The following is a 25,932-nucleotide window of genomic DNA, read 5'->3' as shown; positions in this document are numbered from 1 at the left end:
TTTTCCGATAGGAAAAGGGCGTTTTTCCAATCGGAAAAATGCAACTTGAACGGGACCGCGAAGCGCCTATCATTCCAGAATGGACAAAGACCTATCGCAAGAGACCCAGCGCATCGCGTTCGGCCACCGGGTCCGACGCCTGCGCAGCGACCGCAAGTGGACGCTGGAAGACCTGTCTGAGCGATCGGGCCTTGCCATCTCCACAATTTCCAAGGCCGAGCGCGGTGTGATCGCGCTGACCTATGACCGGCTGTCTCAGCTAGCACGCGGTCTGGGCTGCGACATGTCCGCGTTTTTCTCGGACAGCGGCGAGGGCTTTGCAGCAGGCAGCTTTGCCGTGGCCCGAAAGGGCGAGTTCAAAAGACAAGAGACCGAGAACTACGTCTACGAGATGCTTTTTACCGACCTTTGGCACAAATCCATGCGACCGATGATGGGCACGCTGAAAGCACGCGAGTTGCATCAGTTTGACGAATTCGTGCAGCATGGCGGGCAGGAGTTCCTGATCGTGCTGGAAGGCGAGGTAACTGTCCACCTCCAAGGCCGCGATCCGGTCCGGCTGGGCCAGGGGGACAGCGTCTATTTCGACAGTATGATCGGACATCTCTATGCCTCGGGCGGCGATCGGGACGCGCGCATCCTTGTGGTCTGCGAGAACGTCGATCCCGGGCCACGTGACGTCCCATCGCATCGCGACTGACCCGACCGCAGCGGTCGGTTGCCGCTTTGGCCCCTGTGATGCGAAACTCTCTCATGCGGCAGATCAGCCATGCCGATCCCCTGCCGCAACAGGGGATCAGAGATCTGCATCGACCGGCTGTAATCTGGAAACGCAATTGCTAATGCAGCCAACCTGTCAGCCGCGCTCCTGTCACAAACCCGCCGCGATGGATCAGCAAAAATACGAGAAAAAGTCGATCTCGGCCTGATCCGGGACGTAATCCCACGTCAGCGCAGTGCCATCACCGAAATCGGCAACCGTTCTGCCTGCCTCGGAGCCGGCCTGATCGGCGGGGGCATCGTTGATACTGTGATCGCCTTGGAACAAGGACGGGTGCAGGAATACGATGTCCTCGTACGCGGCAAATTCGGTGATCACGTCCGGGCTCCTGAAGAAATCGAAGAGATCGGCACCGTGGTCGGACCACCCAACGATGTCCGGCTCAGGCGTTGGCGCGGGTGTCGGCTGTGGCTCAGGGACCGGATCCGGCATCCGGTCAGGCTCGGGCGTGGGGGTCGGCGTGGGTTCTGGCGCCGGGGCCGAGCCGGTCTCCAGAAACGCCGAGGTGTCGCCATCGGTCCGCGCGAAATTCTGCGTCACGACAACCCCGTCGAACCCGTCCATGTCGCCCTGTTCGATCCCGATCCCGATCTCGGTAAAATCGGGGTTGAGAATGTTGGCGCGATGGCCCGGGCTCTCCATCAATCCCTGGTGCAGGTCTATGACATCGTCGGCGATCCCATCCGCCCCACGCTCTGACTGCCAGGCGATATTCTCACCCGATGCCCAGGTCCCTTCGAACGGATAGTCGGCGGCCTGCATACGCTCGGTCGCAGAGGATCCCCCCTGCCCGGTATGAGAGAAGGTGTCGGTGTCGACCATCCAGGCGCTGTGATCTTCGCTGGCCTCGTTGAGCAATGTGTTCAGTCTGAGCGGGTTCAGCCCCGCATCCGCCCTTTCCTGATTGATCAGTTCAAGCATCTGCCGTTCCGCTGCGCTTGCAAGTGACATAGGTCTTCCTTTCATTGCCTGTGTGTAGGACCGCCCACACAGTGCGCCAACGGCCACGCGCGCAATCCCTGGCAAAATGGCGCTTTCAAACCAGCCGACACCTGCCGGAAAAACACCGACCACACCGCGAAACTTCGCTGAGAGTTTTTCTGCTTGGATTATGTGAACCGCCGTCAATCTCTGTGACAGCCGGTCAGGATGGACGCCCGGTTTCTTGCGAACCGCAACGACACCCCGCGACCGAACCCTGATGTCGGATCGCGCTGACGGTTATCACCCGCCATGTTCAGCGCGGCACAGGGTCGGTTTCGCCTTCGAAATGTTCTTGATCCGCCAAAAACTGGAATGAATCGTTAAACAAAGGTTAAAGGACGTTTCGATGTTCACCGAGAGACGCAATTACGATGATTAAAGAACAAATAAAGGATAAAAGATCAATTTATTCTTTGGAAAAGTGGGTTTTGTGATTCTTACAAGGATAGTCGGAAGACAAGATTAGCATTCTCTATCTTTCTCAGCGGCAGAAAAATGCAGATTTTAGAAAGGATTACCTAAAGCTTAATCTTCTTTTAAACCCACACCGCTTAAGTTCTGGCAAACGAGCATGATCGGGCAGAGAGGGTCACTTAAATGAGCATTTCCAGTGCGTTTCAGACCGGGGTCAGCGGGCTTCAGGCAAACTCGAAAGCGGTGGGTGCCATTTCCGAGAACATCGCCAACGCAAATACGGTGGGGTACCGTCGCGGGTTCTCGATGATGGTGACAAACACCGCATCGGCGGCAGGTCAAACGGGGGTTCTGACGGTTCGCGCCGAAGATCTGATCGACATGAACAACACCGGCGATCTGATCTCGACCGGGGCCACTTACGACATGGCCATCAGCGGCAACGGCTTTTTCAACGTATCGCTCAACCCGAACGACACGCGGGAGTCAAACTACCTGTTGACCCGCGCGGGATCGTTCCTGCCGGATGCCGACGGCAACCTCGTGAACGCGGCAGGATATTACTTGGCGGGGTACCGCTATGGCACAGACGGCAGCCTGCCCGGCGTGGACCGCAGCACGTTTGGTCAGATGGAGACCGTGAACATCGCCAATGTCAGCCTCTCGGCGACACCGACAACAGCCATCTCCGTTTTCGGCAATCTGCCTGCGCAGGAATCCGGGGGGACGACACCGGGATCGCCGTTCGTCTCCTCGACGGAATACTTCACCGCACTGGGGGCGTCGCAACGGGTTGAGTTCTCCTGGCAGCCCACCGCCGACTCGAACATCTGGCAACTGACCCTGCGCGACGGGCAAAGCAACGACCTGGGGTCCGTCACCGTCAACTTCAACGACACCGGGGCCCTTGCGGGATCGCCTGCAAGCTATGGCGATGTCACATCCTTGGCCACGGCTCCCTCGGGCTTTGCCTTTGACACCGCAACCGGGACGGCGACGCTGACTATCGAAAGCGACGGCACCACACAAACCATCGACGTCTCGATCGGCGGGCCCAACACCTTTGACGGCATCAGCCAGTTTACCGGCGATTTCTCCCAGTCCTTTGACAAGAACGGGTCCAGCACCGGCACCCTGGCCCGCACCGAGATCGAGAGCGGCGTGCTTTATGGTGTGTTCACCAATGGCAACCGCAGGCCGCTTTATGAGATCCCCCTGTCGGTGGTCGAGAACCCCTACGGCCTGATCGAAAGCAGCGGCAATGCCTATATCCTGTCTGTCGCAAGCGGTGAGTTCCAGGCCCAGGCCCCCGGGTCCGGCTCTGCCGGGACAGTGGTCGGCGGGGCGCTTGAGGCGTCGAATGTAGATATCGCCGAAGAGCTGACCGACCTGATCCAGGTTCAGCGGGCTTATTCGACGAATGCGACCGTCGTGACCACAGCCGATGAGATCATGGAGGAGACAACCCGGCTCAAGCGATAACCCCGGCTTGATGTGACGGAGAGGACATCATGAGCTTGACCAGTGCCCTGAATGCGGCAAGCACGGGTTTGCGGACAACGCAGACCCTGTCGCGCGTGACGGCCGAGAATGTCGCCAACTCCACGACCGAGGGCTATGCGCGGCGCCGGGCGATCACGGTCACCGGCAATGCCGCCCAAGGGGGCCCGGTCATCGGTGAGATCCGGCGCGAGGTCGACGCGGCGCTGACGCGCATGTCACGGCAAGAGGTCGGCAGCGTGGCCCGGCATCAGGCGATCTACGAGGCGCTGAACAACTACACCACCTATCTGGGACAGCCCGGCGATGGCGTCTCCCCGGCCGAGAAATTCTCGGTCTTCAACACAAGCCTGACGACCCTGGTCAATACGCCATCCTCGTCGGAGGCGCAGATCGGCGCGATCCTGGCCGCCGAGGATCTCACCCGATCGCTGCAAGGCGCCAGCCAGACGTTGGCCGATATTCGCAGCGATGTGGATATGGAAATCCGTTATGAGGTGTCCGAGCTGAACCAGGCGCTCTACGATCTGTCGGCCCTGAACCAGCGATTGGGCCAGGTGGGCCGGGGCACGGTCGAGGCGGCGCAGTTCGGCGATCAGATGGATCAACTGATCGACAAGGTGGCCGGGATCGTGGATATCCGGGTCTATGCCAATGCCGACGGGGCAATCAACATCTACACCACTGGCGGCGCGGCCCTGCTGGAGCGTACATTGGTCCAGGATGTCAGCTTCAACGCCGCCGACGGCAGCCTTCTGGCCGGTCAGCAGGCGATCACGCCCAATGAGCCGGGCATTCGCGGCATCGAACAGGGCAGCCTCGCGGGTCTTTTACAACTCAAGCGGGACACCCTGCCCCAGTTTCAGCTCCAGCTCGACGAATATGCCCGCGGCCTGATCCAGGCCTTTGAAAGCGCGGACGCCTCGCTCGCTCCGGGACAGCCTGGCCTGTTTACCGATGGCGGGAATGCGTTCGATCCCGCAAACCTCGATAACCTCGCGGCACGGATCACCGTCAACGATGTTGTCCGTCAATCCGCCGGCGGCGAGGTCTGGCGCATCCGCGACGGGCTTGGCGCACCCGCGCAGGGCGAAGCCGGTGACAGCCGCCAGGTTCAGGCCTTTATCGACGCGCTCCAGGCGCCGCTGAACGCCGATGCCGCGACCGGCGTGAACCGCGATATCTCGATTGCGGATTTCGGGGCCCAGATCGTGACCGCGCAAAGCACCAGCCGCGCCCGGGCCGAAGCGGATCTGCTGGCCGCCCAATCCGCGGCGGATGTCGTCGAAGCGTCGCGTCTGGGCTATGAGGGCGTCAATATCGACGAGGAAATGCAAGATCTTCAGATGATCCAGCAAAGCTATGCCGCGAATTCGCGGGTGCTGACGACGGTTCTGGGGATGATCGACATCCTGATTACGGATTTATGAGGGGTCCTCCATGAGCGTGAGTATCGGCCGCCTTTCGACCATGCAGTTCATGCAGCTCAACCGCGATTTCATCGCGCGCACCACCGTCGAGATGCAAAAAGCCGGCAACGAGGCATCGACCGGCCGCAAATCCGACATCTACGGCGATCTGGGTCCTGCCGCGGCGGCGGCCCTTACGCTGCGCACGCGCGAGGCCGACACCCAGGCCTATATGGTCACCAACACGCTGTTGGAGGGCAAGCTCCAGTCGCAACTCGATGCGGTCGATTCCGTGCGTGAACAGGTGACGGGCGTGCTCCAGAACGTGCTGGCCAACGCCTCCAGCCCGCTGGCCGGGGCCGAGACCTTGCAGATGCAGGCCCGCAATGCGCTGGAAATCACGATTGCCCAGCTCAATGTCAGCTTCAATGGCGAGGCGCTGTTTGGCGGCACACGGACGGGCGCCCCGCCGCTGACGCAATATGCAGACGTCAATCCCGATACCGGCCTCTCGCCCGAAAGCGTCATCTCGGGGATCCTGACCGCCCCGCCCGGCAGTATCGCCGAGGCAGAGGCGATGATCGCCGAACTGGACGCGGTCTTTGCGTCGACCGCGACCGATACGGCCACCAATTTCGAGGCGACCTTTTACAACGGCACCCCCGCTCTGGATGCCAATGGCGATCCTTCGCACCGGATCAGCGGGCGGATCGAGCCCGGGCTTGAGCTGGAATACGGGGTGCAGGCCAATGACGCACCGTTTCGCGATATCCTGAAAGGGCTTGCGATGCTGGCGGCGGTCGACGCAAGCGAGATCGCAGACCCCGATACCTATGTCGCCTGGATGGATCAGATCGCTGAGACACTGGGCAACGGATCGCAGGCCGCGCTGAACATGTCAGCCGAGATCGGGTTCCGGCAGCAAACGGTCGAAACCGCCCAAAAACGCCTTGAGTCCTTGTCGATGGTGCAAACGACGCAGATTTCCGAGCTGGAGAGCGTCGACCCCTACGAGGCCGCGACACGGTTCGCCACGCTGGATGCGCAATTGCGCGCCAGCTATGAGATCACCTCGCAGCTGACATCGCTGTCATTGCTCAACTACCTCTGACGCAACGCGCTACTGCGCCTTGGCATAGACGTTCTGATAGGGGGGCTGCTCGCCATCCTGGGCAATGTCGTACCCCTCGGGCGCGCCCAGCCGGTATCCCCGGCCATGCACGGTCTCGATATATTGAAACCCGCTTTTGGCGGCGGCGGCGATCTTCTTGCGCAGCTTGCAGATATAGACGTCGATCACCTTGTCGAACGGCTGGTCCAAGCTTGCCCCATAGACCGCATCATAGATCGCGTTCTTTGACACCACCTTGTTTGAGTTCAGCGCAAGGTGCAGAAAAATGGTGTGTTCGCGCTTGGACAGTTTGATGTTCGAGCCCGACACCATCGGATCGCGCCCATCGAAATAGGCCACCATCTCACCGACCACGACGGATTCAGCCGCGTGGCCATGCGCCCGCCGGATGATCGAGTTGATCCGCGACAATAGCTCAGCTCCGCGAATGGGCTGTACGATCACATCGTCCGCCCCCTGATCCAGCGCGGCCGAGGTGTCGCGGGCATTGCGGAAGTCGCGCAATACGATCAGCGGGCTATCAAGCCCCGCGCGCCGCACCGCTCGGATCAGAGACTGAGTGTTTTCGCCCTCTCCCAAAAGGATCGCGTCCGAGCTTTCGACCTGCTGCGCCAATTGCTCCCGGCCTTCGCCAAAGAAATCCTCGTCCACGAAATGCGGCTTGATATCAACGCCTTCCAGCTCGGATGCCAGAGATGCCCGCCGCTTCTGCCGTGGTTCGTAAACATAGGCGCGCATCGACACCTCCGCCTCTCTTTGTTCTTGCCTGCCATTGATGGGTAGCAAGCATTAAATTAATAGACAACAATAAAAAGGTTAAAAAATTGATACTATCTTTGTAAATCTATGGACTTTGCAAGTATTAACCACTTATTGTCCTCTGCAATAGACGCTCTGAGGAGATGAATTCGGTGTATACCCTGCCGCTTGACGGGCTCAGATCTGCTCTTCTACTGGGGTTGCTTGCGGTCGCGGTGTTGGTACAGCCTGCGGACGCACAGGTGCGCATCAAGGATATCGCCAGCTTTGAAGGGGTGCGCGACAATCATCTGATCGGCTATGGGCTGGTCGTGGGCCTTCAGGGCACCGGCGACGGGCTCAATGCCAGCCCCTTCACCCGCGAGGCGATCGCGGGGATGCTGGAACGGCTGGGCGTGGCCAACCTGGAAAGCACCCAGCTTAATACCAGCAACACCGCCGCCGTCATGGTCACCGCGAACCTGCCCCCCTTTGCCCGGCGGGGATCGCGGATCGACGTCACGGTGTCGTCCTTGGGCGACGCCACAAATCTGCGCGGCGGCACCCTTTTGGTCACACCGCTGACCGCCGCGGATGGAGAGATCTACGCCGTCGCCCAGGGGCCGATCGTAGCCTCGGGGTTTCTGGCCCAGGGCAACGCCGCATCGATTGTCGATGGGGTTCCCACCACCGCGCGGATCGACAGCGGTGCCATCGTCGAGCGGGAGATTGATTTCGAGCTGGCCCAGCTCAACAGTTTTCGCATTGCGCTGCACGAACCGGACTTCACCACAGCCTCGCGGATCGGGGCCGCTGTCGATGCGGTCCTGGGCCCCCGCTCGGCCCAGGTCAAAGACCCCGGTACGGTCGAGGTTTATGTCGGCGACAAAAGCGATCTGGTCAAGACCGTCGCCGCCATCGAAAACCAGCCGGTCACTCCGGACGGGATCGCCCGCGTGGTGGTCGACGACCGCTCGGGCACCATCGTGATCGGCGCCAATGTACGCATTGGCCAGGTCGCGGTCAGTCAGGGCGGTCTGACGGTCATCGTGCAGGAGAATTTCTCGGTCAGCCAGCCCGAACCCTTCAGCATCGGCGGCACCACGGTGGTCGTGCCTGAAACCGAGATCGAAGTGCAGGAGCGTCAGGGCGGGTTCACCATCCTCCAGGGCGATGTGAGCCTTCAGGATCTGGTCAACGGGCTCAATGCCATCGGTGTCACCGCACGCCAGACAATCTCGATCCTCCAGGCGATCAAGGCGGCAGGCGCCCTTCATGCCCATCTGGAGATCATCTGATGACATCCCTTCCGCCCATCTCCATCCCGCTTGACCCCGCCGGGGGCGGGGCATCCTCCAAGACCGGGGCCGAGCGGGATGCCGCCAAGGCCTTTGAGGTGGTCTTTCTCGGCCAGATGGTCGACGAGATGATGAAGACCGTCGATATGGGCGCGACCATGGGCAACCACGCCGCCGAGATGTGGCGGTCAGTCCTGTCGCAGTCGCTGGCCGAAAACCTGGCCGAGAATGGCGGTCTGGGCATCGCTGAGAATGTTCACCAGATGATGAATGCCTACAAGAGCCAGGCAGATAAGGGGGCGGGATGACCAAGCGTGCATTGCGGCTGGGCGCGCGGATGCAGGCGCGGCACCGGGATCTGGGCACCCAGGTTCTGACCGATGAAGATCGCGCGCATCTGGACGCCTATGCCGAAAAACTCGACGCGGCGACCGCCCTCATCCGCGAGGAGATCGCCGCGATCGGGCGCGGTCAGCTTGATGCTGTCGGCGGGTTTTATGCGCAAAAGGCCGAGACCCTGAAATGGCTGGAACTGCGCGCTCCGATTGTCGAACCCTTCCTGACCCATGCCATGGCCAAGGACTGCGGGTTGCCGGAGAAACTCACCGCGTTCAAAGCCGCGCTGGAAGAGGATAGCGAGCTATTGAGCCGCATGGCCGGTGTCGCCGCCACCATCGCGCGCGAGATCGAAAAAGCGATCAACCGCACCAGTCTCGATGGTCTTTACGGCAAGAGCGGTGAAAAGCTCTCGAAATCGGGCAAGGCGCAGGTGCGTTTGGACCAGGAAATCTGAACAATCCGCCTTAAACTTGCCGTATTGTTTTTACCTTCTTTTAACCTTGCTTACCCTATTGTCCGATTTGGTGCATCGTCACCCTCAGTCAGAAGACTGCAAAACAAAAAAGTTGAGGCATGAGGAACGCATTAAATGTCATCCATTCTCACAAACAGTTCCGCGATGGTCGCACTGGCCACGCTGAACGACGTCAACCGTGGTCTGACCGAAACCCAAAACCGCGTTTCTAGCGGTCTGAAAATCAGCTCGGGCAAGGATAATGCCGCCTATTTCGCCATTTCGATGACGATGAAAGGCGACAGCGGCATGTTTCAGGCCATCAACGAGGGCCTGACCACCACCAAGAACTCGATCGCGACAGGCCGTCTTGGCGCGGAAACCGTGGCCGATCTGGCCGATCAGTTCTCCGAGCGCGTTGCGTTTGCCCAAGGCTCAGGCCTGGATCTGAACGACGTTCAGAACGAACTGGACGGTTTCATCGACCGGATGAACGCAGCAATCTCGCAATCGACCTTCAATGGGTCGAACCTGATCGACTCCACCGATCCGGTAACGGTCGTGACCGGGATCAGCCGCGCCTCGGGCAGCTTTGCGACAACCACGGTGTCGTTCAACGAGGTGGACCTTGGGGCAATCGTCACCGCACTGGACGCGATTGACCTGACCACGTCGACGGACATCGCCGCAGATCTGGCCACGGCCGAAGGGCAATACGCGGCCGCCGTGACCGCGGCAACCGATCTGGGTGTGGCCGAGCAGACCATCGAAGGGCAACAACAGTTCCTCGACAGCCTGATCGACACGCTCGATTCCGGTGTTGGCGCGATGGTCGATGCGGATATGGAAGAAGAGGCCGCGCGGCTTCAGGCCTTCCAGGTTCAGCAACAGCTGGCCGTGCAGTCGCTCTCGATTGCCAACCAGTCCCCTCAGAATATCCTGAGCCTCTTCCGCTAAGGATAACGAGTTGGGGGGCATGATCCATGTCCCCCTTGGTCAGGCCGGTCGTCCCGCCGCGCGGGTCGGTCGGCTTTTCTTTTAGGCCGCATCGCTTGCGGGCGCACCGGGCAAAGGCACATCGATCCCGGCATTCAGCAACATCCGATAAAGCTCGGCAAAGCTTTGCGCCGCCGGGATCTGATCGCCCCGATTTTGCGACAGATAGGGGTCGGCCTCCTCGAAAAAGCGGATCGCGTGATCGGTTTCGGGGTCCGATCCGGGTTTGTAGGCGCCCACGCGGATCAGCTCCTCCATATCGCTATACCGCGCCATCGCCCGTCGCGCCGCGCCCAGGATCGCCTGCTGATCCGCGTCATGGCAGCCAGGCAGCATCCGCGAGATCGACCGCTGCACGTTGATCGCCGGATAGCGGTTGCGCTCGGCCACCTGCCGGTCCAGCACGAGATGTCCATCGACAATGCCGCGCACCGCATCCGCAATCGGTTCGTTCAGGTCGTCGCCGTCCACCAGCACGGTGAAGATGCCGGTGATGTCGCCCTCACCGTCCCGCCCGGGCCCGGCGCGTTCCAGCAATTGCGGCAGCTCTGAAAAGACCGTCGGCGGATAGCCCCGCGTGGTCGGCGGCTCACCGATGGCCAGCCCGATCTCCCGCTGCGCCATGGCAAAGCGTGTGACACTGTCGAGCAATAGCAGCACCTGCCGCCCGGTCGCGCGAAAATGCTCGGCCACGCTCATCGCGGTCCAGGCGGCCTGACGGCGCAGCAGAGGCGGCTCGTCCCCGGTAGAGACGACAACGACCGACCGGGCCAGCCCGGTCTCGCCCAGGTCTTCCTGGATGAACTCGCGCACCTCGCGGCCCCTTTCCCCGATCAGGCCCATCACGATCACATCGGCATTGGTGTTGCGCGCCAGCATCGCCATCAGGGTGGATTTGCCCACCCCCGACCCGGCAAAGATGCCCATCCGCTGACCCTGACAAATCGGCGTAAAGACATCGACGCATTTGATCTGCGTTTCCAGCTTCTCGCCCACGCGCCGACGCTCAAAGGCGGGGGGCGGCCTGGAGGAGGTTGGCGTGCGCCGCCCCCGCGAGAACCGGGGCGCGCGCGACAATGGCCGCCCCAGCGCGTCGACAACCGTCCCGATCCAGCTGTCATCGGGGTGGATACCTGCGTCGTTCAAAACCAGTTCCACCCGATCACCGACCGCCACGCCCTCCCATTTGCCGAATGGCAGCAGGCGCAAACCCTCCGCCCCGGCGCCCACCACCTCGCTTTCGACCACGCCATGGCGCCCGATCACCCTGCATCGCTGGCCGATGACGGCCGCGCGTTCCAGCCCGGCAACGGTCAGGGTCAGCCCGACGATACCGCGCACCTGCCCTGCTATGACGGTGGCCGAAACCTTTGAAATCTTGTGGGTGAGCGTTGAAAATGTTTCCATGCAAAGAATAAACCCCCTATTAATCCTTTTACTCTTTGCTATACTTTAAGCAAGACCTTAGGAGTTCATGATGAACCTTGATAAAGTGAACTTGTTCGATCTTGCCTCGAAGCGGCTGCAATGGGTGTCCGACCGCCAGCGCACGATCTCCGAGAACATCGCCAATGCCGATGTTGCGGGATACCGCGCGCGCGAGGTCGAGAGCTTTGAAAGCTATCTCGAACGGGCCCAGAAGACCGCCAGCCTGCCGTCGGCGCGGGTCGAACAGTCTCAGACCACCTGGAACACCGGGCTGTCAGGCAACAATGTCGTGGTAGAGGAGCAGCTCTTGGAAGCCTCTTCCGCCAGCGGGCAATACCGCGTGGCCACCAATCTCTACCGCAAGGCGCATGAGATGATGATCACCGTCGTGACCAGCCGTTAACGGAGAACGCCGATGGATGACCCGCTCAGAGCCGTCACCGCCACCGCCTCCAGCGGGTTGCGCGCGCAAGGGGAACGGATGCGCACCGTGGCCGAAAACGTGGCCAACGCCTTTTCCACCGGCACCCGGCCCGGCGAAGACCCCTATCAGCGCAAGACCCTGTCGTTCGAGACCGGCATCGACCCCAAGACCGAAGCCGCGATCGTCCAGATCGGCGAGGTGTCGCGGGACAGTACCAATTTCGACATCCGCTATGAGCCTTCGCACCCGGCCGCGGACGAGGACGGTTTTGTCAAATATCCCAACGTCAACCCGCTTTTGGAGATGAGCAACCTGCGGGAGGCCTCGCGCAGCTATGAGGCGAACCTCACCATGCTCAACAATGCGCGGGAAATGCGCCGGGCGCTGATTGATCTTCTGAAGTAGGCTAAGATGACCGATATCCCCGTCACCCCCTCCAGCGCCACGATCCAGGCCGCCTATGGCAAGGCGCGCGAGGTGCAATCCGTCACCACCGACACGCAAAGCCTGGGTCAAAGCTTTGGTGCCATGGTCGAGGATGCGGCGCAGCAGGCGGTGCAGACCGTGCGCACCGGCGATCAGGTCGCCTCTGCCGGGCTGGCGGGTCAGGCCAATATGCAGGCCGTGGTCGAGGCGACGATGGCCATGGACAGCACCGTCCGGGTCTCGGTCGCGCTGCGCGACAAGATGGTCGAGGCCTACCGTGAGATCATCCGGATGCAGATCTGAGCAAGGCCCCACCGGGGGGATGACAAAGGGCGCGACGTGGACAGCACCAGTATTCTGGACATTCTGAGGGATATGATCGGCGCGATCCTGTGGGGCTCGGCCCCGGTTCTGATCAGCTCGCTGGTGGTTGGGCTGCTGATTTCGTTCTTTCAGGCATTGACCCAGATCCAGGAGATGACGCTGACCTTCGTGCCAAAGATCGTGGTCATCTTCGTGGTGTTGGGGGTGACGCTGCCCTTCACCTATGGCGTGCTCCGCGAACTGTCGGCGCAGATCTTTGACCTGATCGTCAGCGGGGGGATCTGATGCGCGCGATGCCCTTCGCCCTCACGGCGGCACTCTTGACCGCGACCCTGCCCGCGCAGGCCGATCTGTGGTCTGGGTTCTATACGCCGTCCCGCCCGACGGTTCCGGCGGCGCCGGTCGGACACACCGGCTGCCTTGCCGCGATCCTGGATGCGCAGGCACGCTACGATATCCCCGACAACCTGCTGCTGGCCATCGGCATTCAGGAGGCCGGGCGGCAGGTCGATGGCGATATCACCGTCTGGCCCTGGGCGGTGAATGCCGAAGGCAAGGGGATATTCTTTAAGTCCCGCGCCCAGGCCATCGGCTGGGTCCGGACCCAGTTGGCCCAGGGAATGCGGTCCATCGATGTGGGCTGCATGCAGATCAACCTGCGCTGGCATCAGGGCGCGTTTGCCTCGCTGGAGCAGGCTTTCGACCCGGTGGCGAATGCCGATTACGCGGCCCGGTTCCTGACCGACCTCAAGCACAGCGAGGGGACATGGTGGCGCGCCGCTGGCGCCTATCATTCCCGCACCGACGACCATCGCCGCCGCTATCTTGCCGCGCTCAAACGCAATCACGCCGTCGCCAATGCCGAGTTCGCGCGCATCTCGGCCCTGGCGCGCGGCTCCGGCCCCCGTCTGGCCGAGGCGCAGACCCAGACGCTGCCCGCACCCCCCGTCCTGTGGGGCGATGCGGCGGATGCGGAATCCGCGTTCTCGATCTATTCGCGCCACCCTCTCTCTCCGGTTCTGCCCGCTTTCCAGGAGGCCTTCTGAGATCATGAGCAGCAACGACGTCACCCCCTCCGGCACAGGCTCGTTCAGCCTGGCACGCTTTGGCATGGCCAATCGGGACGTGGCCTTTGCCCTTGGCGTCGTGGTGATCCTCGCGACGCTGTTCATCCCCCTGCCCCCGATCCTGCTGGATTTCGGTCTGGCGATCTCGCTGTCGCTGGCGGTGCTGATCCTGATGGTCGCGCTGTGGATCCCGTCGCCGCTGGAGTTCAACTCCTTCCCGACGATATTGCTGGTCGTGACCATGCTGCGGCTGGCGCTCAACGTGTCATCCACCCGCCTGATCCTCAGCGAAGGTCACACCGGGCCGGACGCGGCGGGCAATGTGATCCAGGGGTTCGCCAATTTCATCGTGTCGGGCGATTTCATCATCGGAATCGTGATCTTCGCGATCCTGGTCATCATCAATTTCATCGTGATCACCAAAGGCTCCACCCGGATCGCCGAGGTCGCGGCGCGGTTCTCTCTCGATGCGATGCCGGGCAAGCAGATGGCGATCGATGCCGATCTGAATGCCGGGATCATCAATGACGAACAGGCGCGCGACCGCCGCAAGGTGCTGGAAGAGGAAAGCGCGTTCTACGGCTCTATGGACGGGGCGTCGAAATTCGTGCGCGGTGATGCGATTGCCGGGCTGATCATCACACTGATCAATATCACCGGCGGCATCCTGATCGGGATCGCGTCGCATGACCTGTCTTTGGGCGAGGCGGCCAACAACTACACCGTGCTGACCATCGGCGACGGGCTGGTCACCCAGATCCCCGCCCTGATCGTGTCGCTGGCCGCCGGGCTGCTGGTCACCAAGGGCAGCTCGAAAGGTGCCGCAAACGAGGCCGTCCTGGCCCAGCTCTCCGGTTTTCCCAAAGCGCTGTTCATGGCAGCGGTGCTGTGCCTTCTGGTCGGCCTTCTGCCCGGTTTTCCCTTCATGGTGTTTGCGGTGCTGGCCGCCGGGCTCACCGCTCTGGGGCTCAAGATGCGGTCCGAAGCCGCCAAGCAGGAGGCCGCGGACACCGCCGCCGAAAACGCGCCAAAGGCCGAGGAGCCGGTCGATCCGGTGGCCGAGGCGATGCGCCTCGACGACATCCGGCTGAGCATGGGCAACGGGCTGGTGCCGCTGATCACGTCGATGGACGCCGCATTGCCCGGCAAGGTCAAAAGCCTGCGCACGCTCTTTACCGGAGAGTACGGCTTTATCATGCCGCCGGTTCGGATCAAGGATGCGGCGGAACTGCCCGCCCACACCTATACGATCTCGCTCCATGGCGTGGAAACCTCGCGCGGAGAGGTCCGCCCGGGCCTGATGATGGTCATCCTGCCGTCACCCGATTTCGACATTCCCGGCGAACGGCTGCGCGAGCCGACCTTTGGCCTGGACGCCGTCTGGGTCGACGAGACCCGCGCGGCGGAGGCCGAGATGCAAGGCCTCAACGTGGTCGATCCTGAAAGCGTGATCGTCACCCATATCACCGAAGTCATCAAAGAGCATATGCCAGACCTGTTGACCTATGGCGCCACGCAGGAGCTGATCCAGAGCCAGGGCAAGGAATACCAGAACCTGCTGAGCGAAATCCCCAACAAGACCCCCGGTGTTCTGTTGCAGCATGTGTTGCAGGCGCTGCTGGCCGAACGGGTGTCAATCCGCAACCTGCCCCGGATTATCGAAGCCGTGGCAGAGGCCTCGGCCACCACGCAGAACGTCCAAGCCGTGGTCGAACATGTGCGCATGCGCCTGTCGCAACAGATCTGCCGGTCGCTCACCGATCCAAAGGGCTATATCTCGGTCATCACGCTCAGCGAGGAATGGGATCGCGAGATGAACGCCGCCGTGTCGCATCAGAACGGCGAGGATAACTTCATCATGTCGCCGCAGCGGGTCCAGGAGTTCGTGCTGGCCGCGCGACGCGAGATCCAGACCTTTTCAGCCAGCGACGAATGGCCCGCGCTTCTGGTGGCGCCCGCGGTGCGACCCTATGTGCGCTCGGTCCTTGAACGGGTCAGCCCCACCACACCGGTCCTGTCCCACAGCCAGGTGCACCGCAAATCCATGCTGCGCACCGTGGCCACCGTGGGGGGCTGAGCGGTGGATTTCGACGCCGCCGCGGCCGGTCTGATCTTTGGCTATCTGCTGGTCGTGGCGCGCATCGGATCGGCCCTTGTCTTTATGCCGGGCTTTGGCGAGACACAGGTGCCGATGCGGCCGCGCCTGATGCTGGCGCTGGTCATCTGTGCCGCCCTCTACCCCGCAACCCCGGTGCCGACCGTCTTTCCCGGCAATCCGACAGACGTGGCCTGGATGCTGGGGGCAGAGGTGACCATCGGGCTCTGGATCGGGTTGGTCGCCCGCATCCTGCTGGCCGCGATGGAGTTCGCGGGATTTCAGATCGGGCAGGTTTCGGGCCTGGCCAATGCGTTCGGTCCGTCGCTGGGATCGTTCGAAGGGGCGACGCTTGTCGCCTCGCTCCTGCTGATCGCGACGATCACCCTGATCTTTGTCACCGACACCCATCATCTGATCCTTCAGGCGCTGCTTTACAGCTATACCGCGTTTCCGTTCGGCATGGTGATGCTCGACGATCTGGCCAGCCAGGCGGTGCGCGCGGCCCAGCATTCGATCTATATCGGCACAGCCATCGCCGCACCCTTTTTCGTGATGAGCGTGGTCTTGAACCTCGGGCTTGGGCTGGCCAACCGGATGATGCCGCAACTGCCGGTGTTTCTGGTCGGCGCGCCAATGCTGATCGCGGTGGGCTTTTTCATCCTTCTGGTCGCCACCCCGGCGATGATGGAGTTCTTTCTCAATGACCTGGCCAATTGGCTGGGCGATTTTCAGTTCTGACCGGCGATGGCGCAAAACGACGATACCGACCGCTCCAACAAGACGCTGGAGCCCACCGAGAAGAAGCTGAACGATGCGCGCAACAAGGGCGACACGCCCGCCTCGCGTGAGACCGGCAATCTGATGGTGGTGGTGGCGCTGACCCTGATCGGCCTTTTCGCCCTGCCCGCCCAGACCGCCCCTCTGGTCGAGGCCTTTGCCCAGCTTTTTGACATGTCGGGCCGCATCGTGGTGGGCGAAGGGGCGGCCGGGCTGGCCCAGCTCGACGCGGTATTCAGCCATTTCATGATCGCCGTGGCCGTCGCGCTGGCGCCGATCTTCCTGCTGCTGCTGGGCGGGGCCGCCATGGGTGTCGTGATCCGCGGCGAAACGGTCATCGCGCTGGACCGGATCAAGCCCAAAGCCTCGAATATCTCTCCGCTGTCGGGTCTCAAACGGCTCTTTTCAGCGGATTCCCTGGTCGAGTTCCTCAAGAGCCTGCTCAAGGTTCTGGCGGTCGGCGCCCTGGCCATATGGGCCACCTACGAGGCCGTCAGCGACATGTGGACCGGGCCGGGCTTTCTGCCGGAAAAGCTGCCGGGCTATCTGGCCGAAGCGGCTGTGAAACTGCTGCTGGTGGTCGCGGCGCTGCTGGTGCCAATCACGATCTTCGACATCATCTGGAAACGCTTTGACTGGATCCGCAAGAACCGTATGTCGCACAAGGAGGTCAAGGACGAGCACAAGGAGTTGGAAGGCTCGCCCGAGATCCGGGCCAAACGCGCACAGCTCCGGCGCCAACGCTCGGCCACGGCGATGGCCACCGCCGTACCAATGGCCACGGTCATCCTGACCAACCCGACACGGCTGGCCATTGCGCTGAAATATGACCGTGGCAGTGACGCGGCGCCGGTCTGCGTGGCCAAGGGCGCCGATTACATGGCGCGGCGGATCCGGGAAATCGCCTTTGAGAACGATGTCCCCATGGTCGAGAATGTGCCGCTGACCCGCGCGCTCTATGAGGTGATCGAAGTGGATGGCACGGTGCCCGTGGAGCATTGGGCGGTGCTGGCCGAGATCATCGGCTTTGTCCTGGATCTCGAAAGCAACCTCAAAGGCACCCTGCCGGCCAATTCCATGCTGATGACCGATCCGCGCTGATGCGGATCAGTTGAACCGCACCCCGTCCAGCCGCTGATCGCCCGGCAGTTTGGACCGTTCCAGGATGATCTTGGACACGGCCCGCGCCCGCACCGGCGACATCCGGGCCAGGATCGGCGCCGCCACCCGCGGCGACATCTTGCCCAGAACCATGATCATCACCTCGATATCCAGATCGTTCATGATCATCGCGGCCTCGGCCGGTTTCATATTCTGATAAAGCGCGATCAGGCGGTCCAGATCTTCGGTCTGCTGCGCCTCGATCTTGCCCAACAGCTCCTGGATCGAGGCTTGCAGCTCGGTCAGCGCGGCTTTCTCGATATCGAGCTTTTCACGCGCCAGCGCCACTTCGGATTCGCGATCCGCCAGCGCCTTCTTTTGCGCATCCAGCAGCGCGCGCTCCTCATGCAGCGATTGCAGCACCCGCTCGGGCACCTCGCAATTGGGGAACGCCTCGCCCGCACCCAGCAGGGCGCTGGACGGGATCTCACCGGGATCGACGATGGGGCTCTCCTCCTCGTCGGCGACCAGCACGAACAGATCGCTGCCGGTCGGCAAGGGCGGGTCGCGCGGCACCGGGCCGGACGGAAACGACGTCGCCGCCTTGGCAAAGAGCGCAACGGCAAAGCCGCTGATCAAAAGCTTTCCGGTGACATTGCGGATCATGGCTCAGGCTTTCCCTTCACTGCGGGTGGCGTCGAAGAACCGGCGCACCAGATCCTGCTTGTCACGGATCACCCGAACGCCCATGTCCCGCACATCCGTTACCCGGCGCGAGGAAAAAAGCGGCTGCTCGTCGGGCAGATCATGCGCGCCTGTCCGCACCTGGGGCTCGGCCGCCAGACCCTGGGACAGGCTGCGCTGCATCTGCACGACCGAGGCTTCGGACTTGTCCACGGCTTGCGAGAATTGCTGCACCGCCGGTTCCAGCTCGTGCAACAGCGCCATCAGGCGCTTGACCCGCTGATTGACGATCTGGGCAAAGGTGATCCCACCAATCAGCATGATGATAATGACGGCATCCGTGATCATAGCAGCCATGTCAGGCGTCCTCCTCTAGGTCGATGGTTTCGGTGATGCGGATGGCCGCCACGCCGTTACTGCGCGTGCCGGTCACACAATGAAAAATCGGCGAGCCCGAGCAGATGACCGTGCATTCGTGATCCTCGCCCACCGGAAACCCGATCCGGTCGCCGGGTTTGAGGGCCATGATCTGGCGCATCGGCATGTCCATCTCGCTCAGCACGACTTCCAGCTCGACGGTCGCGCTTTCGATCTGGCGGGTCAGCACGTCGCGCCACGGGCTGACCTCGTCGCCGCGCTCCCCGAAATAGACCTTGCCCAGTCGCGGCCGGATCGGCTCAAGCGTGTCATAGGGAAAGATCACCTGAAGGCGGCAGACCTGATTGCCCACCTGCAAGGCCAGATCCATCCGCACACACAGGCTGGCCTGCTGGGCGACGATGGCGGCCTCGCCATCGGTTTCCAGACTGTCGACCTCGGGCACGATGTCCCCGATCACGGAAAACGATTGCCGCAGCTCCCCCAGGATTAGCCGCGCCAGTTGCAGGCCAAAGCCGCGCTCGATCGCGGTGAATTCGGCCTGGCCATCGACCTTGGCGTCGCTCGGCTCGCCCCCCAGCGAGGTTTCGAGCGTGGACAACACCAGCGGCGCATCCATCACCACAAGGAAATTACCCTCCAGCACCTGCGACGAGGCGACACCGATCAGCACCCGGTCGGGGAAATCCGCAATCGCCTGTCCCAGCGGCACATAATCGAGGGTGTTGAGCGACGCCTCGCAAACGCTGCGTGTCAGATCCGTCAAGGCGATGGGCAGAAAATCGGCCATCCGCGCGCCAATGATATCCAGCATCGGAAGACGTTCGAAACTGAAATCCGACATGCGGATGATCTCGTCGATCAGATCCGCGACCTGGCCGCCGGGGCCATCATGTGGTGTCGCTGCGCTCATCTCATCCCCTATTGCACAATCAGATCTTTGATTAGCACATCCTGCGGCAGGTTGTTGCCCGTGGCCGCCCGCGCCCGCTTGAGCAATTCCGCCTTGACCGTCAACAGCCCCGCCGCGCCGCGCACTTCGGGCTCTGTCAGACTGCGCGCATATGTTGTGAACAGGTCCCGCATAAAGGGTTGGCGTTCCTCTACCAGCTCCCGCGCGCCTGGCTCCGGGCGATAAACCAGGATCAGGCTCAGCTTGAGGAACGACCGCGCCGTGCTGCCTTGTTGGTCATAGCTGGTGATGTCGGTCATGATGTCCTCAAACTCCAGCAGACCGTCCAGCCCCACGGTCTCATCCGCGCTGTCGTCTTCGCCCCCTTCGTCTGGCGCCTCCGCCCCGGCCTCACCGCTGCCGCCGGCCTCGACGTAATCCGGCTCGAACCCCGCCGCGTCCGATACGTAAGCCATCCGCGCCAGGAAAAAGCCGCCCCCCAGCGACCCCGCCGCCAGCACAAGCGCCGCCATCAGAAGTCCGCGCGCCGAGCGGACCTTGCCCGCCACCGCCGCATCGGTGTCCTCCGGGCCGCTCTCCGGCCTCCTTTTGGCAGGCTTTTTCGCCATTCCGCTATCCTGATCTGTTCTTGAAGAACTATTACGATTTTTTCCTTGGTGATCAAGTATAGCTAAGGATATTTGCTTGATTTCTTTTACCCCAAAGTACTAAACTTTGGATAGCAAAGACATGGATACCAAAACCCCGTGCAACAACTGATCGACAACCTGCTCTCTTTGGGACAGCGCCGCCTGATGATCCTGGGCGGCGTGGCCTTCGGTATCATCGGCTCGCTGGTGCTGGGCCTCGCCGTGATTTCCAGCCCAGACCGTGCGCCGCTCTATATGAACCTGTCGGCCAATTCCGCGAGCGCCATCCAGATGGCCCTGGCCAATGCCGGGTTCGATGCACAGATGTCAGCGGACCGTACCGAGGTTTCGGTCCCGCGCACCGATCTGGCCCGGGCGCGCATGGTGGTCGCCGAGATTGGCATGCCGGTCGAAGGCGAGCCGGGCTGGGAGCTTTTTGACGACCGCAACGCGATGGCGATGAATTCGTTCATGCAGCGCGTCAACCGACTGCGCGCGATGGAGGGGGAGCTGGGCCGCTCGATCCAGACGCTGGACGGTGTGCAAAGCGCGCGGGTCCACCTGGTCCTGCCCGAACGTGAACCCTTTGCCCGCACCAAGCCGGAGCCGCGCGCCTCGGTCATCGTGCGCGCCGCCATCGGCAGCGCCATCGAACGCAACCAGGCCGTGGCGATCCGCGCGCTGATCGCCTCGTCCGTGCCCGAGCTCAGCCCCGAACATGTCACCGTGCTCTCGGCCAAGGGGGAAACGATCCTGGGCGACAGCGGCGGCGGCACGGATACCGAACGCCCCCTGCAGGCCGCCCGCACCGCCATCGAGGATCGTCTGGCCCGCCAGGTCGAGGAAATCCTCTCGGCCCGGGTCGGCGCGGGCAATGCGCGGGTCCGGGTGAATGTCGATCTCACCACCGCCCGCGAGGTCGTGATCGAGGAAATCTTCGACCCCGAGCAGCAGATCGTCCGCTCCACCGAAAGCCGGTCGGAACGCCGGGACGAGACCGACACCGGCGGCAATGTCGGCGTCGAAAACAACATCCCCGCCGCGCTGCAGGACGGGGCTGCGGATAACGCGCGCTCCAGTCAGGAAAACTCCGGCGAGACCGTCGAATACGAGATCGGCAGCACCCGCCGCGAGATCGTGCGCGAAGCCGGCGAGATCGAGCGTATCTCGGTCGCGGTGCTGGTCAACGGGATCTACAGCGTAGAGGACGGCGGCGTCAGCTTTTCCGACCGCACCCCCGAAGAGCTTGCGCAGCTCACCGAACTGGTGCGCACCGCCGTGGGGTTCAACCAGGGTCGCGGCGATACCGTGTCGGTCGCCAGCCTTCGCTTTATGGATTACTCGATGGAAATGGGCGAGCCGATCGCCCTGTCGCTTGGCGACCGGATCACCCAGAACATCGTGCCGATCCTGCGCGGTCTCTTGGGATTGATCGTCGTGGCGCTGATCCTGATCCTGGGGGTGCGCCCGCTCCTGCGGCAGCTTAAAGAGGAGCCGGAGGAGCTCGCGCCCGCCGCTCTCGACCCGCCGCCGATGGAGCTGACCGAGGCATCGCCCGAGCCCGAGCCGCAGCAGGTTCCCGCGCTGCCCGATCCGCCGCAGGCGCGGCAACGCCCGGTGTCGCGCGACATGCCCGGTGTGACCAGCGTCTTTGACCCTGATGCCGATCTGGGACCGCATGAATATATCGAAACGATGGGCATCAGGGGCCGCCTGACCAAGGCCCGGGTCGACGCCATCCGCGACGCCGCCGATGACCGGCCCGACGAGGTGTTGCGGGTTCTGCGCTCATGGCTTGCGCAGGAGGCCGAGGCATGACCAGCATCTTCGCCCGCAATTTTGACTATGACACCGAAGATGGATCCTTCGACGGCCCCGACCCCGACCGCATGCCCGAGCCGACCATGACCCTCGCCGAGGCGCGGTTGATGGCAGACCAGGCCCGCAACGAAGGGTTCGAAGACGGCCAGATCGCCGGCGCCAACAAGGCCCTGGCCGAGGAACGCGCCAGCCGCGAGGCCCGCAGCGACGAGGCATTGGCCGTGCTGTCGGCGGGTCTGGCCGATCTCGACCGTCGCGACCGGCACCTGCGCACCGAGGTTGAGCTGGAGGTCGCGGAATTGATCATGGGGATCGGCGAACGTCTCCTGCCCGATCTCTTCGAGGCGCATATGGCCGATCTGTTGCTGGCCCGCATCCGCGCCGGGCTGCGCATGGTGTCGGGCACCGGTCAGGTCGTGATCCGCGTCCCGCCCGAGCTGAAAGATGCGCTCAGCCACCGCATCGCTGCGCTGGTGGCTCAGCTCGACACCACCACCACCCAATACGAGACTGTCGCCGACCCGCAGGTCGATGACGGCACCATCCGGATCGAATGGCGCAACGGGTTCATGACCTACGATCCGGCCCTGGCCGGGGTCGAGGCGCTGGAAACCCTGCGCGAGGCCATCATTGAGCTGAGATCGCAATTGGAGAACATGCCCTAATGTCCCAGACCGACACACCGGACACCGAACAGCCCGCAGGCCCCACCGCCGAGCAGGCCAGAGCCGCCGAAGAGGCGCTGCTGAACGAGGCCCAGCAGGCCGCGGAAGGGGACAAACCCCAAGGCCGCAATGTTGACGCCTTGCTGAATGTGAAACTGAACGTGCGGGTGGTGCTGGGTCACAACAAGATGCCGGTGGCCGATCTTCTCAAGCTGACACGCGGGTCGGTGATCGAGCTGGACCGCAAGGTCGGCGACCCGGTCGATATCATGATCAACGACCGTTTGGTCGCGCGCGGCGATCTGGTCAAGGTCGAGGGCGACATGATCGGCGTGGCGCTGCGGGAAATCGTCAAAGACTTCGCCCCCGCCGACTGATCCCGTATGCTCCGCCGCGCCCCCATTCTGCTGCCTCTGGCCGGGCTACTCGCGCTCTCGGCCACCTCCGGCGTTATGGCGCAGGAGGCCGATATCGGCGGGCTGGTGCGCGATCTCGCCTCCCGGTTCGGCGACACCGAACCGGGCAGCGACGAAGGGGCCAGCCTCTCTGGCCGTCTGATCCAGCTTTTTGCCCTGATCACGGTGCTCAGCATCGCACCGGGCCTGCTGGTGATGGCCACATCCTTCACCCGCTTTGTGATTGTCTTTTCGCTGCTGCGCTCGGCGCTGGGGCTGAACCAGACCCCGCCCAATATCGTGCTGAACGCGATGGCGCTCTTCATGACGCTTTTCGTGATGCAGCCGGTCTTTGACGACGCGTGGGAGGGCGGGCTCCAGCCGCTGTTGGAGAACACCATAACCGAGGAACAGGCCGTCAGCCGGATCGGCGAGCCGTTCCGCAACTTCATGCTTGCCAATGTGCGCGAAAAGGATCTGGCGCTGTTTCGCGAAATGGCCGGCGACGACGACCCGGATGTCCTGCCCGAGGACACCTCTGAAATCGGCTGGCGCGAGCTGATCCCGGCGTTTATGATTTCGGAGCTTCGCCGTGCCTTCACCATCGGCTTTCTGCTCTACCTGCCATTCATCGCGATCGACCTGATCGTGGCCTCCGTTCTGATGAGCGCGGGCATGATCATGCTGCCGCCGGTCATCGTCTCTTTGCCGTTCAAGATCATCTTCTTCGTCCTGATCGATGGCTGGTACATGCTGGCAGGCTCTCTCATGGAGAGTTACGCGGTCTTTACCCCGTTATGAGCGGCCCGTGGCGGGTTTATCTTGATCAGCATGAATAAACCGGGCTATTCATGGTTTAACAAAGAAAAAGCCGCGAGTCGGCAAATGTACAGGCACAGATGACGCATTTCGTCCCGCTCCCGCGCATCCGTCGCTTCACCGGCGCAGAAAAGTCGGCGATCCTGTTTTTGTGCCTGGGAGAAGAGCGCGGCGGCACCCTGATGCAGCAGCTCGAAGAAAGCGAAATTCGCAAGATCACCCGCGCCATCTCGACCATGGGCGAGGTGCAGTCCGAACTGGTCGAGGAAGTGATGGACGAGTTCGGCGTCAAACTCAGCGATTATGGCGGGATCATCGGGTCGGTGCGCACCGCACGCTCGCTTCTGGGATCGTTCCTGCCCGAAGACCGGGTCGAGGAGATCCTCGCCGAAATTCAGGACAGCGCCACGGGCGATCTTTGGGACGATCTGTCGAAGCTCGATGAAAAGGTGCTGACCCAGTTCCTGCGCAAGGAACGCGACCAGACCGTCGCCGTGATCCTCTCACGGCTCGACCCCAACGCCACCGCCAAGGTTCTGCCGCTTCTGGGGCGCCAACGCAGCGTGCAGATCGTCGAGCGGATCCTGACGATGGAAGAATTGCCCAAGGAATCGGTGCGCACGCTGGAAGAAAGCCTGCGCCGCGAAGTCCTGTCAAAAGTCGGCCAGGACGCCGAAGCCGTCACGGAAAAGAAACTGGTTTCGGTCTTCAACAAGCTCGACCGCGACATGTTCGAGGATATCGCCCGCGCGCTGGAGAAGAAAACGCCCGACCGGTTGCGCGCCATCAAACAAAAGATGTTCGTGTTCGACGATCTTGTGCGGCTCGACCCCACACAGCTCTCCAAGGTGATGCGCGAGGTATCCGGTACCACGCTGCCTTTTGCCCTGCGCGGCGCCCGCAAGGAGGTGCGGGACCATTTCCTCAACTCCCTGCCATCGCGGTCGCGCGACATGCTTCAGGAAGAAATGACAGCCCTCGGCCCGGTCAAATCCCGCGACGCCAAGCAGGCGCAATCCGACCTGGTCGAAGCCGCGTTGCGACTGGCGCGCGACGGTGACATCACGCTGGATGACCCCGAAGATGAAGAAGACATGGTCTAGGCAGCACCGCCCGGATCTCAGCGATAGAGCGATGAGGCCGAAAAACTCACCTGCAGCACACTCAACGAGATGATAACACCCAGCCCGCTTGATCCTTGAAGAACCGACAGCACCGGATTGCTGACACTGGTGTTGGGGTTCTGAATGTCCGACAGGGCAAGATATCGGTTGATCATCTCCTCCTGCACCTCCGGATCGTTGATCGTGCGCAGATCAAACTTGCTCTCGAAGATGTCCTTTTGCCGGTCCAGGTCGATCACCGCCATCTCTGTCGGCAGACCCAGCGTCGTGCGAAAGAACTCCGACAGATCGGGATCCTTCATCACCTCGAACCAGTTGTTCAGCTCCGGCGCGTCCCGGCGCAGTTTCAAGACCGTCCCGACGGTCGGGTTCTGTTCATCCGTATTGTTCACGAATGCCTGGTCGTAATACCGATCGACAATGCCTTGCTGCCAGGCCGGATCGTTGAAATCGGGTTTCGAGGCCCCCGTCGCGGTGAACCCCAGCGCGTCGTGCAACTCCCGAAAGCGGGGATCGGTCAACCGGTTGACCAGCGCGGTTTCATCCGACGGATCGCTCTCCAGAACCTTGCGCATCATCCCGCGGCCAAAGATCTGATCCTCCAGATCAAAGGCGCGCATCACGAAACTGTAGACCTGATAGTTATCCACCAGCTCCTTGGGCGATGTGATCGACCCGATCTCCTCTTGAAAAGCGGCCATGGCCCGCTGGTTTTCCGGCTGCTGGCGCAATTGCTCAAGCTGCCTCGCCTGGGTGTCGTCGGTCAGGCGCAGCCCCAACTGACTGCTCAGACCCGAGATATTCAACAACATCG

Annotated in this window: 29 protein-coding genes; 21 read left to right on the top strand and 8 right to left on the bottom strand. The window is 62.3% G+C overall.

Annotation, left to right across the window (positions count from 1 at the left end):
* The first annotated feature begins 79 nt into the window (after positions 1–79).
* A complete protein-coding gene (locus HEP69_RS18735; RefSeq protein ID WP_290560024.1) occupies positions 80–700 on the top strand; it encodes an XRE family transcriptional regulator in 621 nt (206 codons plus the stop codon).
* 192 nt (positions 701–892) lie between these two features.
* Here HEP69_RS18735 and HEP69_RS18730 read toward each other — a convergent pair whose 3' ends face one another.
* Complete coding sequence (locus tag HEP69_RS18730) at positions 893–1,732, bottom strand: CAP domain-containing protein (protein ID WP_290560023.1); 840 nt, start codon at positions 1,730–1,732, stop codon at positions 893–895.
* Positions 1,733–2,362: 630 nt separating this feature from the next.
* On the opposite strand from HEP69_RS18730, the gene HEP69_RS18725 reads away from it, so the two are divergent.
* Genes HEP69_RS18725 through HEP69_RS18715 form a run of 3 tightly spaced genes read left to right on the top strand, consistent with a single transcriptional unit; the run spans position 2,363 to position 6,199 of the window.
* Positions 2,363–3,661, top strand: a complete 1,299-nt coding sequence (locus HEP69_RS18725; protein WP_290560022.1) for a flagellar hook-basal body complex protein — start codon at positions 2,363–2,365, stop codon at positions 3,659–3,661.
* Between the two features lie 29 nt (positions 3,662–3,690).
* A complete protein-coding gene (flgK, locus tag HEP69_RS18720) occupies positions 3,691–5,109 on the top strand; it encodes a flagellar hook-associated protein FlgK (RefSeq protein ID WP_290560021.1) in 1,419 nt (472 codons plus the stop codon).
* Between the two features lie 10 nt (positions 5,110–5,119).
* Entirely contained in the window at positions 5,120–6,199 is a 1,080-nt protein-coding gene (locus HEP69_RS18715) for a flagellin (protein WP_290560020.1), read from the top strand.
* Between the two features lie 9 nt (positions 6,200–6,208).
* Here the strand turns inward: HEP69_RS18715 and HEP69_RS18710 are convergent, their stop codons facing one another.
* The gene (locus tag HEP69_RS18710) at positions 6,209–6,958 is read right to left on the bottom strand and encodes a response regulator transcription factor (RefSeq protein WP_290560019.1); all 750 of its coding nucleotides are present in this window, start codon (positions 6,956–6,958) and stop codon (positions 6,209–6,211) included.
* Between the two features lie 164 nt (positions 6,959–7,122).
* On the opposite strand from HEP69_RS18710, the gene HEP69_RS18705 reads away from it, so the two are divergent.
* The 4 genes from HEP69_RS18705 to HEP69_RS18690 all read left to right on the top strand — a co-directional run bounded on the left by HEP69_RS18705 (position 7,123) and on the right by HEP69_RS18690 (position 10,006).
* The gene (locus HEP69_RS18705) at positions 7,123–8,256 is read left to right on the top strand and encodes a flagellar basal body P-ring protein FlgI (RefSeq protein WP_290560018.1); all 1,134 of its coding nucleotides are present in this window, start codon (positions 7,123–7,125) and stop codon (positions 8,254–8,256) included.
* Positions 8,256–8,564: a rod-binding protein gene (locus HEP69_RS18700; protein WP_290560017.1), complete on the top strand. Its 309-nt coding sequence runs from the start codon at positions 8,256–8,258 to the stop codon at positions 8,562–8,564. The genes HEP69_RS18705 and HEP69_RS18700 overlap by 1 nt, the downstream gene beginning before the upstream one ends.
* Positions 8,561–9,049, top strand: coding sequence for a flagellar biosynthesis protein FlgI (locus HEP69_RS18695; protein ID WP_290560016.1), 489 nt, complete (start codon positions 8,561–8,563; stop codon positions 9,047–9,049). The genes HEP69_RS18700 and HEP69_RS18695 overlap by 4 nt, the downstream gene beginning before the upstream one ends.
* A 135-nt stretch (positions 9,050–9,184) precedes the next feature.
* Positions 9,185–10,006, top strand: coding sequence for a flagellin (locus tag HEP69_RS18690; RefSeq protein WP_290560015.1), 822 nt, complete (start codon positions 9,185–9,187; stop codon positions 10,004–10,006).
* Between the two features lie 81 nt (positions 10,007–10,087).
* Here the strand turns inward: HEP69_RS18690 and HEP69_RS18685 are convergent, their stop codons facing one another.
* On the bottom strand, positions 10,088–11,452 hold the full coding sequence (locus tag HEP69_RS18685) for a FliI/YscN family ATPase (protein WP_290560014.1): 1,365 nt from the start codon (positions 11,450–11,452) through the stop codon (positions 10,088–10,090).
* Positions 11,453–11,522: 70 nt separating this feature from the next.
* On the opposite strand from HEP69_RS18685, the gene HEP69_RS18680 reads away from it, so the two are divergent.
* Genes HEP69_RS18680 through HEP69_RS18645 form a run of 8 tightly spaced genes read left to right on the top strand, consistent with a single transcriptional unit; the run spans position 11,523 to position 17,690 of the window.
* On the top strand, positions 11,523–11,876 hold the full coding sequence (locus tag HEP69_RS18680) for a flagellar basal body protein (protein ID WP_290560013.1): 354 nt from the start codon (positions 11,523–11,525) through the stop codon (positions 11,874–11,876).
* A 12-nt stretch (positions 11,877–11,888) separates the two neighbouring features.
* Positions 11,889–12,302, top strand: coding sequence for a flagellar basal body rod protein FlgC (flgC, locus tag HEP69_RS18675; RefSeq protein WP_290560012.1), 414 nt, complete (start codon positions 11,889–11,891; stop codon positions 12,300–12,302).
* A 6-nt stretch (positions 12,303–12,308) separates the two neighbouring features.
* On the top strand, positions 12,309–12,626 hold the full coding sequence (locus tag HEP69_RS18670; protein ID WP_290560011.1) for a flagellar hook-basal body complex protein FliE: 318 nt from the start codon (positions 12,309–12,311) through the stop codon (positions 12,624–12,626).
* Positions 12,627–12,662: 36 nt separating this feature from the next.
* Positions 12,663–12,932, top strand: a complete 270-nt coding sequence (locus tag HEP69_RS18665; protein WP_290560010.1) for a flagellar biosynthetic protein FliQ — start codon at positions 12,663–12,665, stop codon at positions 12,930–12,932.
* The gene (locus HEP69_RS18660) at positions 12,932–13,693 is read left to right on the top strand and encodes a lytic transglycosylase domain-containing protein (RefSeq protein ID WP_290560009.1); all 762 of its coding nucleotides are present in this window, start codon (positions 12,932–12,934) and stop codon (positions 13,691–13,693) included. The genes HEP69_RS18665 and HEP69_RS18660 overlap by 1 nt, the downstream gene beginning before the upstream one ends.
* A gap of 4 nt (positions 13,694–13,697) precedes the next feature.
* Positions 13,698–15,791 carry a flagellar biosynthesis protein FlhA gene (gene flhA / locus HEP69_RS18655; protein WP_290560008.1) on the top strand — a complete coding sequence of 698 codons (2,094 nt, stop codon included), beginning with the start codon at positions 13,698–13,700 and terminating at the stop codon, positions 15,789–15,791.
* A gap of 3 nt (positions 15,792–15,794) precedes the next feature.
* On the top strand, positions 15,795–16,550 hold the full coding sequence (locus HEP69_RS18650; protein WP_290560007.1) for a flagellar biosynthetic protein FliR: 756 nt from the start codon (positions 15,795–15,797) through the stop codon (positions 16,548–16,550).
* 6 nt (positions 16,551–16,556) lie between these two features.
* Entirely contained in the window at positions 16,557–17,690 is a 1,134-nt protein-coding gene (locus tag HEP69_RS18645; RefSeq protein ID WP_290560006.1) for a flagellar type III secretion system protein FlhB, read from the top strand.
* 6 nt (positions 17,691–17,696) lie between these two features.
* Here HEP69_RS18645 and HEP69_RS18640 read toward each other — a convergent pair whose 3' ends face one another.
* The 4 genes from HEP69_RS18640 to HEP69_RS18625 are packed head-to-tail and all read right to left on the bottom strand — an operon-like array spanning position 17,697 to position 20,273.
* A complete protein-coding gene (locus HEP69_RS18640) occupies positions 17,697–18,356 on the bottom strand; it encodes a hypothetical protein (RefSeq protein ID WP_290560005.1) in 660 nt (219 codons plus the stop codon).
* A gap of 3 nt (positions 18,357–18,359) precedes the next feature.
* Positions 18,360–18,731 carry a flagellar motor switch protein gene (locus HEP69_RS18635; protein WP_290560004.1) on the bottom strand — a complete coding sequence of 124 codons (372 nt, stop codon included), beginning with the start codon at positions 18,729–18,731 and terminating at the stop codon, positions 18,360–18,362.
* A gap of 1 nt (position 18,732) precedes the next feature.
* Positions 18,733–19,665 carry a FliM/FliN family flagellar motor switch protein gene (locus HEP69_RS18630; RefSeq protein ID WP_290560003.1) on the bottom strand — a complete coding sequence of 311 codons (933 nt, stop codon included), beginning with the start codon at positions 19,663–19,665 and terminating at the stop codon, positions 18,733–18,735.
* Between the two features lie 8 nt (positions 19,666–19,673).
* Positions 19,674–20,273 (bottom strand): flagellar basal body-associated FliL family protein, encoded by a 600-nt coding sequence (locus tag HEP69_RS18625; RefSeq protein WP_290560002.1) that lies wholly within the window; start codon positions 20,271–20,273, stop codon positions 19,674–19,676.
* A gap of 138 nt (positions 20,274–20,411) precedes the next feature.
* Here HEP69_RS18625 and fliF point away from each other — a divergent pair, with 138 nt between their 5' ends.
* The 5 genes from fliF to HEP69_RS18600 all read left to right on the top strand — a co-directional run bounded on the left by fliF (position 20,412) and on the right by HEP69_RS18600 (position 25,097).
* Positions 20,412–22,112, top strand: coding sequence for a flagellar basal-body MS-ring/collar protein FliF (gene fliF, locus HEP69_RS18620; protein ID WP_290560001.1), 1,701 nt, complete (start codon positions 20,412–20,414; stop codon positions 22,110–22,112).
* The gene (locus HEP69_RS18615) at positions 22,109–22,780 is read left to right on the top strand and encodes a FliH/SctL family protein (protein WP_290560000.1); all 672 of its coding nucleotides are present in this window, start codon (positions 22,109–22,111) and stop codon (positions 22,778–22,780) included. Before fliF ends, HEP69_RS18615 begins: the two co-directional genes overlap by 4 nt.
* Entirely contained in the window at positions 22,780–23,157 is a 378-nt protein-coding gene (locus HEP69_RS18610) for a FliM/FliN family flagellar motor switch protein (protein ID WP_290559999.1), read from the top strand. The genes HEP69_RS18615 and HEP69_RS18610 overlap by 1 nt, the downstream gene beginning before the upstream one ends.
* Before the next feature lie 6 nt (positions 23,158–23,163).
* The gene (gene fliP / locus HEP69_RS18605; RefSeq protein WP_290559998.1) at positions 23,164–23,976 is read left to right on the top strand and encodes a flagellar type III secretion system pore protein FliP; all 813 of its coding nucleotides are present in this window, start codon (positions 23,164–23,166) and stop codon (positions 23,974–23,976) included.
* 98 nt (positions 23,977–24,074) lie between these two features.
* Positions 24,075–25,097: a flagellar motor switch protein FliG gene (locus tag HEP69_RS18600; RefSeq protein WP_290559997.1), complete on the top strand. Its 1,023-nt coding sequence runs from the start codon at positions 24,075–24,077 to the stop codon at positions 25,095–25,097.
* A gap of 17 nt (positions 25,098–25,114) precedes the next feature.
* Here the strand turns inward: HEP69_RS18600 and HEP69_RS18595 are convergent, their stop codons facing one another.
* Positions 25,115–25,930, bottom strand: a complete 816-nt coding sequence (locus HEP69_RS18595) for a DUF1217 domain-containing protein (protein WP_290559996.1) — start codon at positions 25,928–25,930, stop codon at positions 25,115–25,117.
* Positions 25,931–25,932 lie beyond the last annotated feature (2 nt).

It is taken from the genome of Aestuariivita sp. (assembly GCF_021404545.1).
Classification (GTDB): domain Bacteria; phylum Pseudomonadota; class Alphaproteobacteria; order Rhodobacterales; family Rhodobacteraceae; genus Aestuariivita.
The sequence above is the reverse complement of the archived record's forward strand: the minus strand, read 5'-3'. Positions and strand labels throughout refer to the sequence as shown.

Bases quoted from the DNA above. Each gene is read 5' to 3' on its own strand.
- HEP69_RS18735 (WP_290560024.1), top strand. From the start codon at position 80: ATGGACAAAGACCTATCGCAAGAGACCCAGCGCATCGCGTTCGGCCAC.
- HEP69_RS18730 (WP_290560023.1), bottom strand. From the start codon at position 1,732: ATGTCACTTGCAAGCGCAGCGGAACGGCAGATGCTTGAACTGATCAAT.
- HEP69_RS18725 (WP_290560022.1), top strand. From the start codon at position 2,363: ATGAGCATTTCCAGTGCGTTTCAGACCGGGGTCAGCGGGCTTCAGGCA.
- flgK (WP_290560021.1), top strand. From the start codon at position 3,691: ATGAGCTTGACCAGTGCCCTGAATGCGGCAAGCACGGGTTTGCGGACA.
- HEP69_RS18715 (WP_290560020.1), top strand. From the start codon at position 5,120: ATGAGCGTGAGTATCGGCCGCCTTTCGACCATGCAGTTCATGCAGCTC.
- HEP69_RS18710 (WP_290560019.1), bottom strand. From the start codon at position 6,958: ATGCGCGCCTATGTTTACGAACCACGGCAGAAGCGGCGGGCATCTCTG.
- HEP69_RS18705 (WP_290560018.1), top strand. From the start codon at position 7,123: ATGAATTCGGTGTATACCCTGCCGCTTGACGGGCTCAGATCTGCTCTT.
- HEP69_RS18700 (WP_290560017.1), top strand. From the start codon at position 8,256: ATGACATCCCTTCCGCCCATCTCCATCCCGCTTGACCCCGCCGGGGGC.
- HEP69_RS18695 (WP_290560016.1), top strand. From the start codon at position 8,561: ATGACCAAGCGTGCATTGCGGCTGGGCGCGCGGATGCAGGCGCGGCAC.
- HEP69_RS18690 (WP_290560015.1), top strand. From the start codon at position 9,185: ATGTCATCCATTCTCACAAACAGTTCCGCGATGGTCGCACTGGCCACG.
- HEP69_RS18685 (WP_290560014.1), bottom strand. From the start codon at position 11,452: ATGGAAACATTTTCAACGCTCACCCACAAGATTTCAAAGGTTTCGGCC.
- HEP69_RS18680 (WP_290560013.1), top strand. From the start codon at position 11,523: ATGAACCTTGATAAAGTGAACTTGTTCGATCTTGCCTCGAAGCGGCTG.
- flgC (WP_290560012.1), top strand. From the start codon at position 11,889: ATGGATGACCCGCTCAGAGCCGTCACCGCCACCGCCTCCAGCGGGTTG.
- HEP69_RS18670 (WP_290560011.1), top strand. From the start codon at position 12,309: ATGACCGATATCCCCGTCACCCCCTCCAGCGCCACGATCCAGGCCGCC.
- HEP69_RS18660 (WP_290560009.1), top strand. From the start codon at position 12,932: ATGCGCGCGATGCCCTTCGCCCTCACGGCGGCACTCTTGACCGCGACC.
- flhA (WP_290560008.1), top strand. From the start codon at position 13,698: ATGAGCAGCAACGACGTCACCCCCTCCGGCACAGGCTCGTTCAGCCTG.
- HEP69_RS18645 (WP_290560006.1), top strand. From the start codon at position 16,557: ATGGCGCAAAACGACGATACCGACCGCTCCAACAAGACGCTGGAGCCC.
- HEP69_RS18640 (WP_290560005.1), bottom strand. From the start codon at position 18,356: ATGATCCGCAATGTCACCGGAAAGCTTTTGATCAGCGGCTTTGCCGTT.
- HEP69_RS18635 (WP_290560004.1), bottom strand. From the start codon at position 18,731: ATGGCTGCTATGATCACGGATGCCGTCATTATCATCATGCTGATTGGT.
- HEP69_RS18630 (WP_290560003.1), bottom strand. From the start codon at position 19,665: ATGAGCGCAGCGACACCACATGATGGCCCCGGCGGCCAGGTCGCGGAT.
- HEP69_RS18625 (WP_290560002.1), bottom strand. From the start codon at position 20,273: ATGGCGAAAAAGCCTGCCAAAAGGAGGCCGGAGAGCGGCCCGGAGGAC.
- HEP69_RS18615 (WP_290560000.1), top strand. From the start codon at position 22,109: ATGACCAGCATCTTCGCCCGCAATTTTGACTATGACACCGAAGATGGA.
- HEP69_RS18610 (WP_290559999.1), top strand. From the start codon at position 22,780: ATGTCCCAGACCGACACACCGGACACCGAACAGCCCGCAGGCCCCACC.
- fliP (WP_290559998.1), top strand. From the start codon at position 23,164: ATGCTCCGCCGCGCCCCCATTCTGCTGCCTCTGGCCGGGCTACTCGCG.
- HEP69_RS18600 (WP_290559997.1), top strand. From the start codon at position 24,075: ATGACGCATTTCGTCCCGCTCCCGCGCATCCGTCGCTTCACCGGCGCA.
- HEP69_RS18595 (WP_290559996.1), bottom strand. From the start codon at position 25,930: ATGTTGTTGAATATCTCGGGTCTGAGCAGTCAGTTGGGGCTGCGCCTG.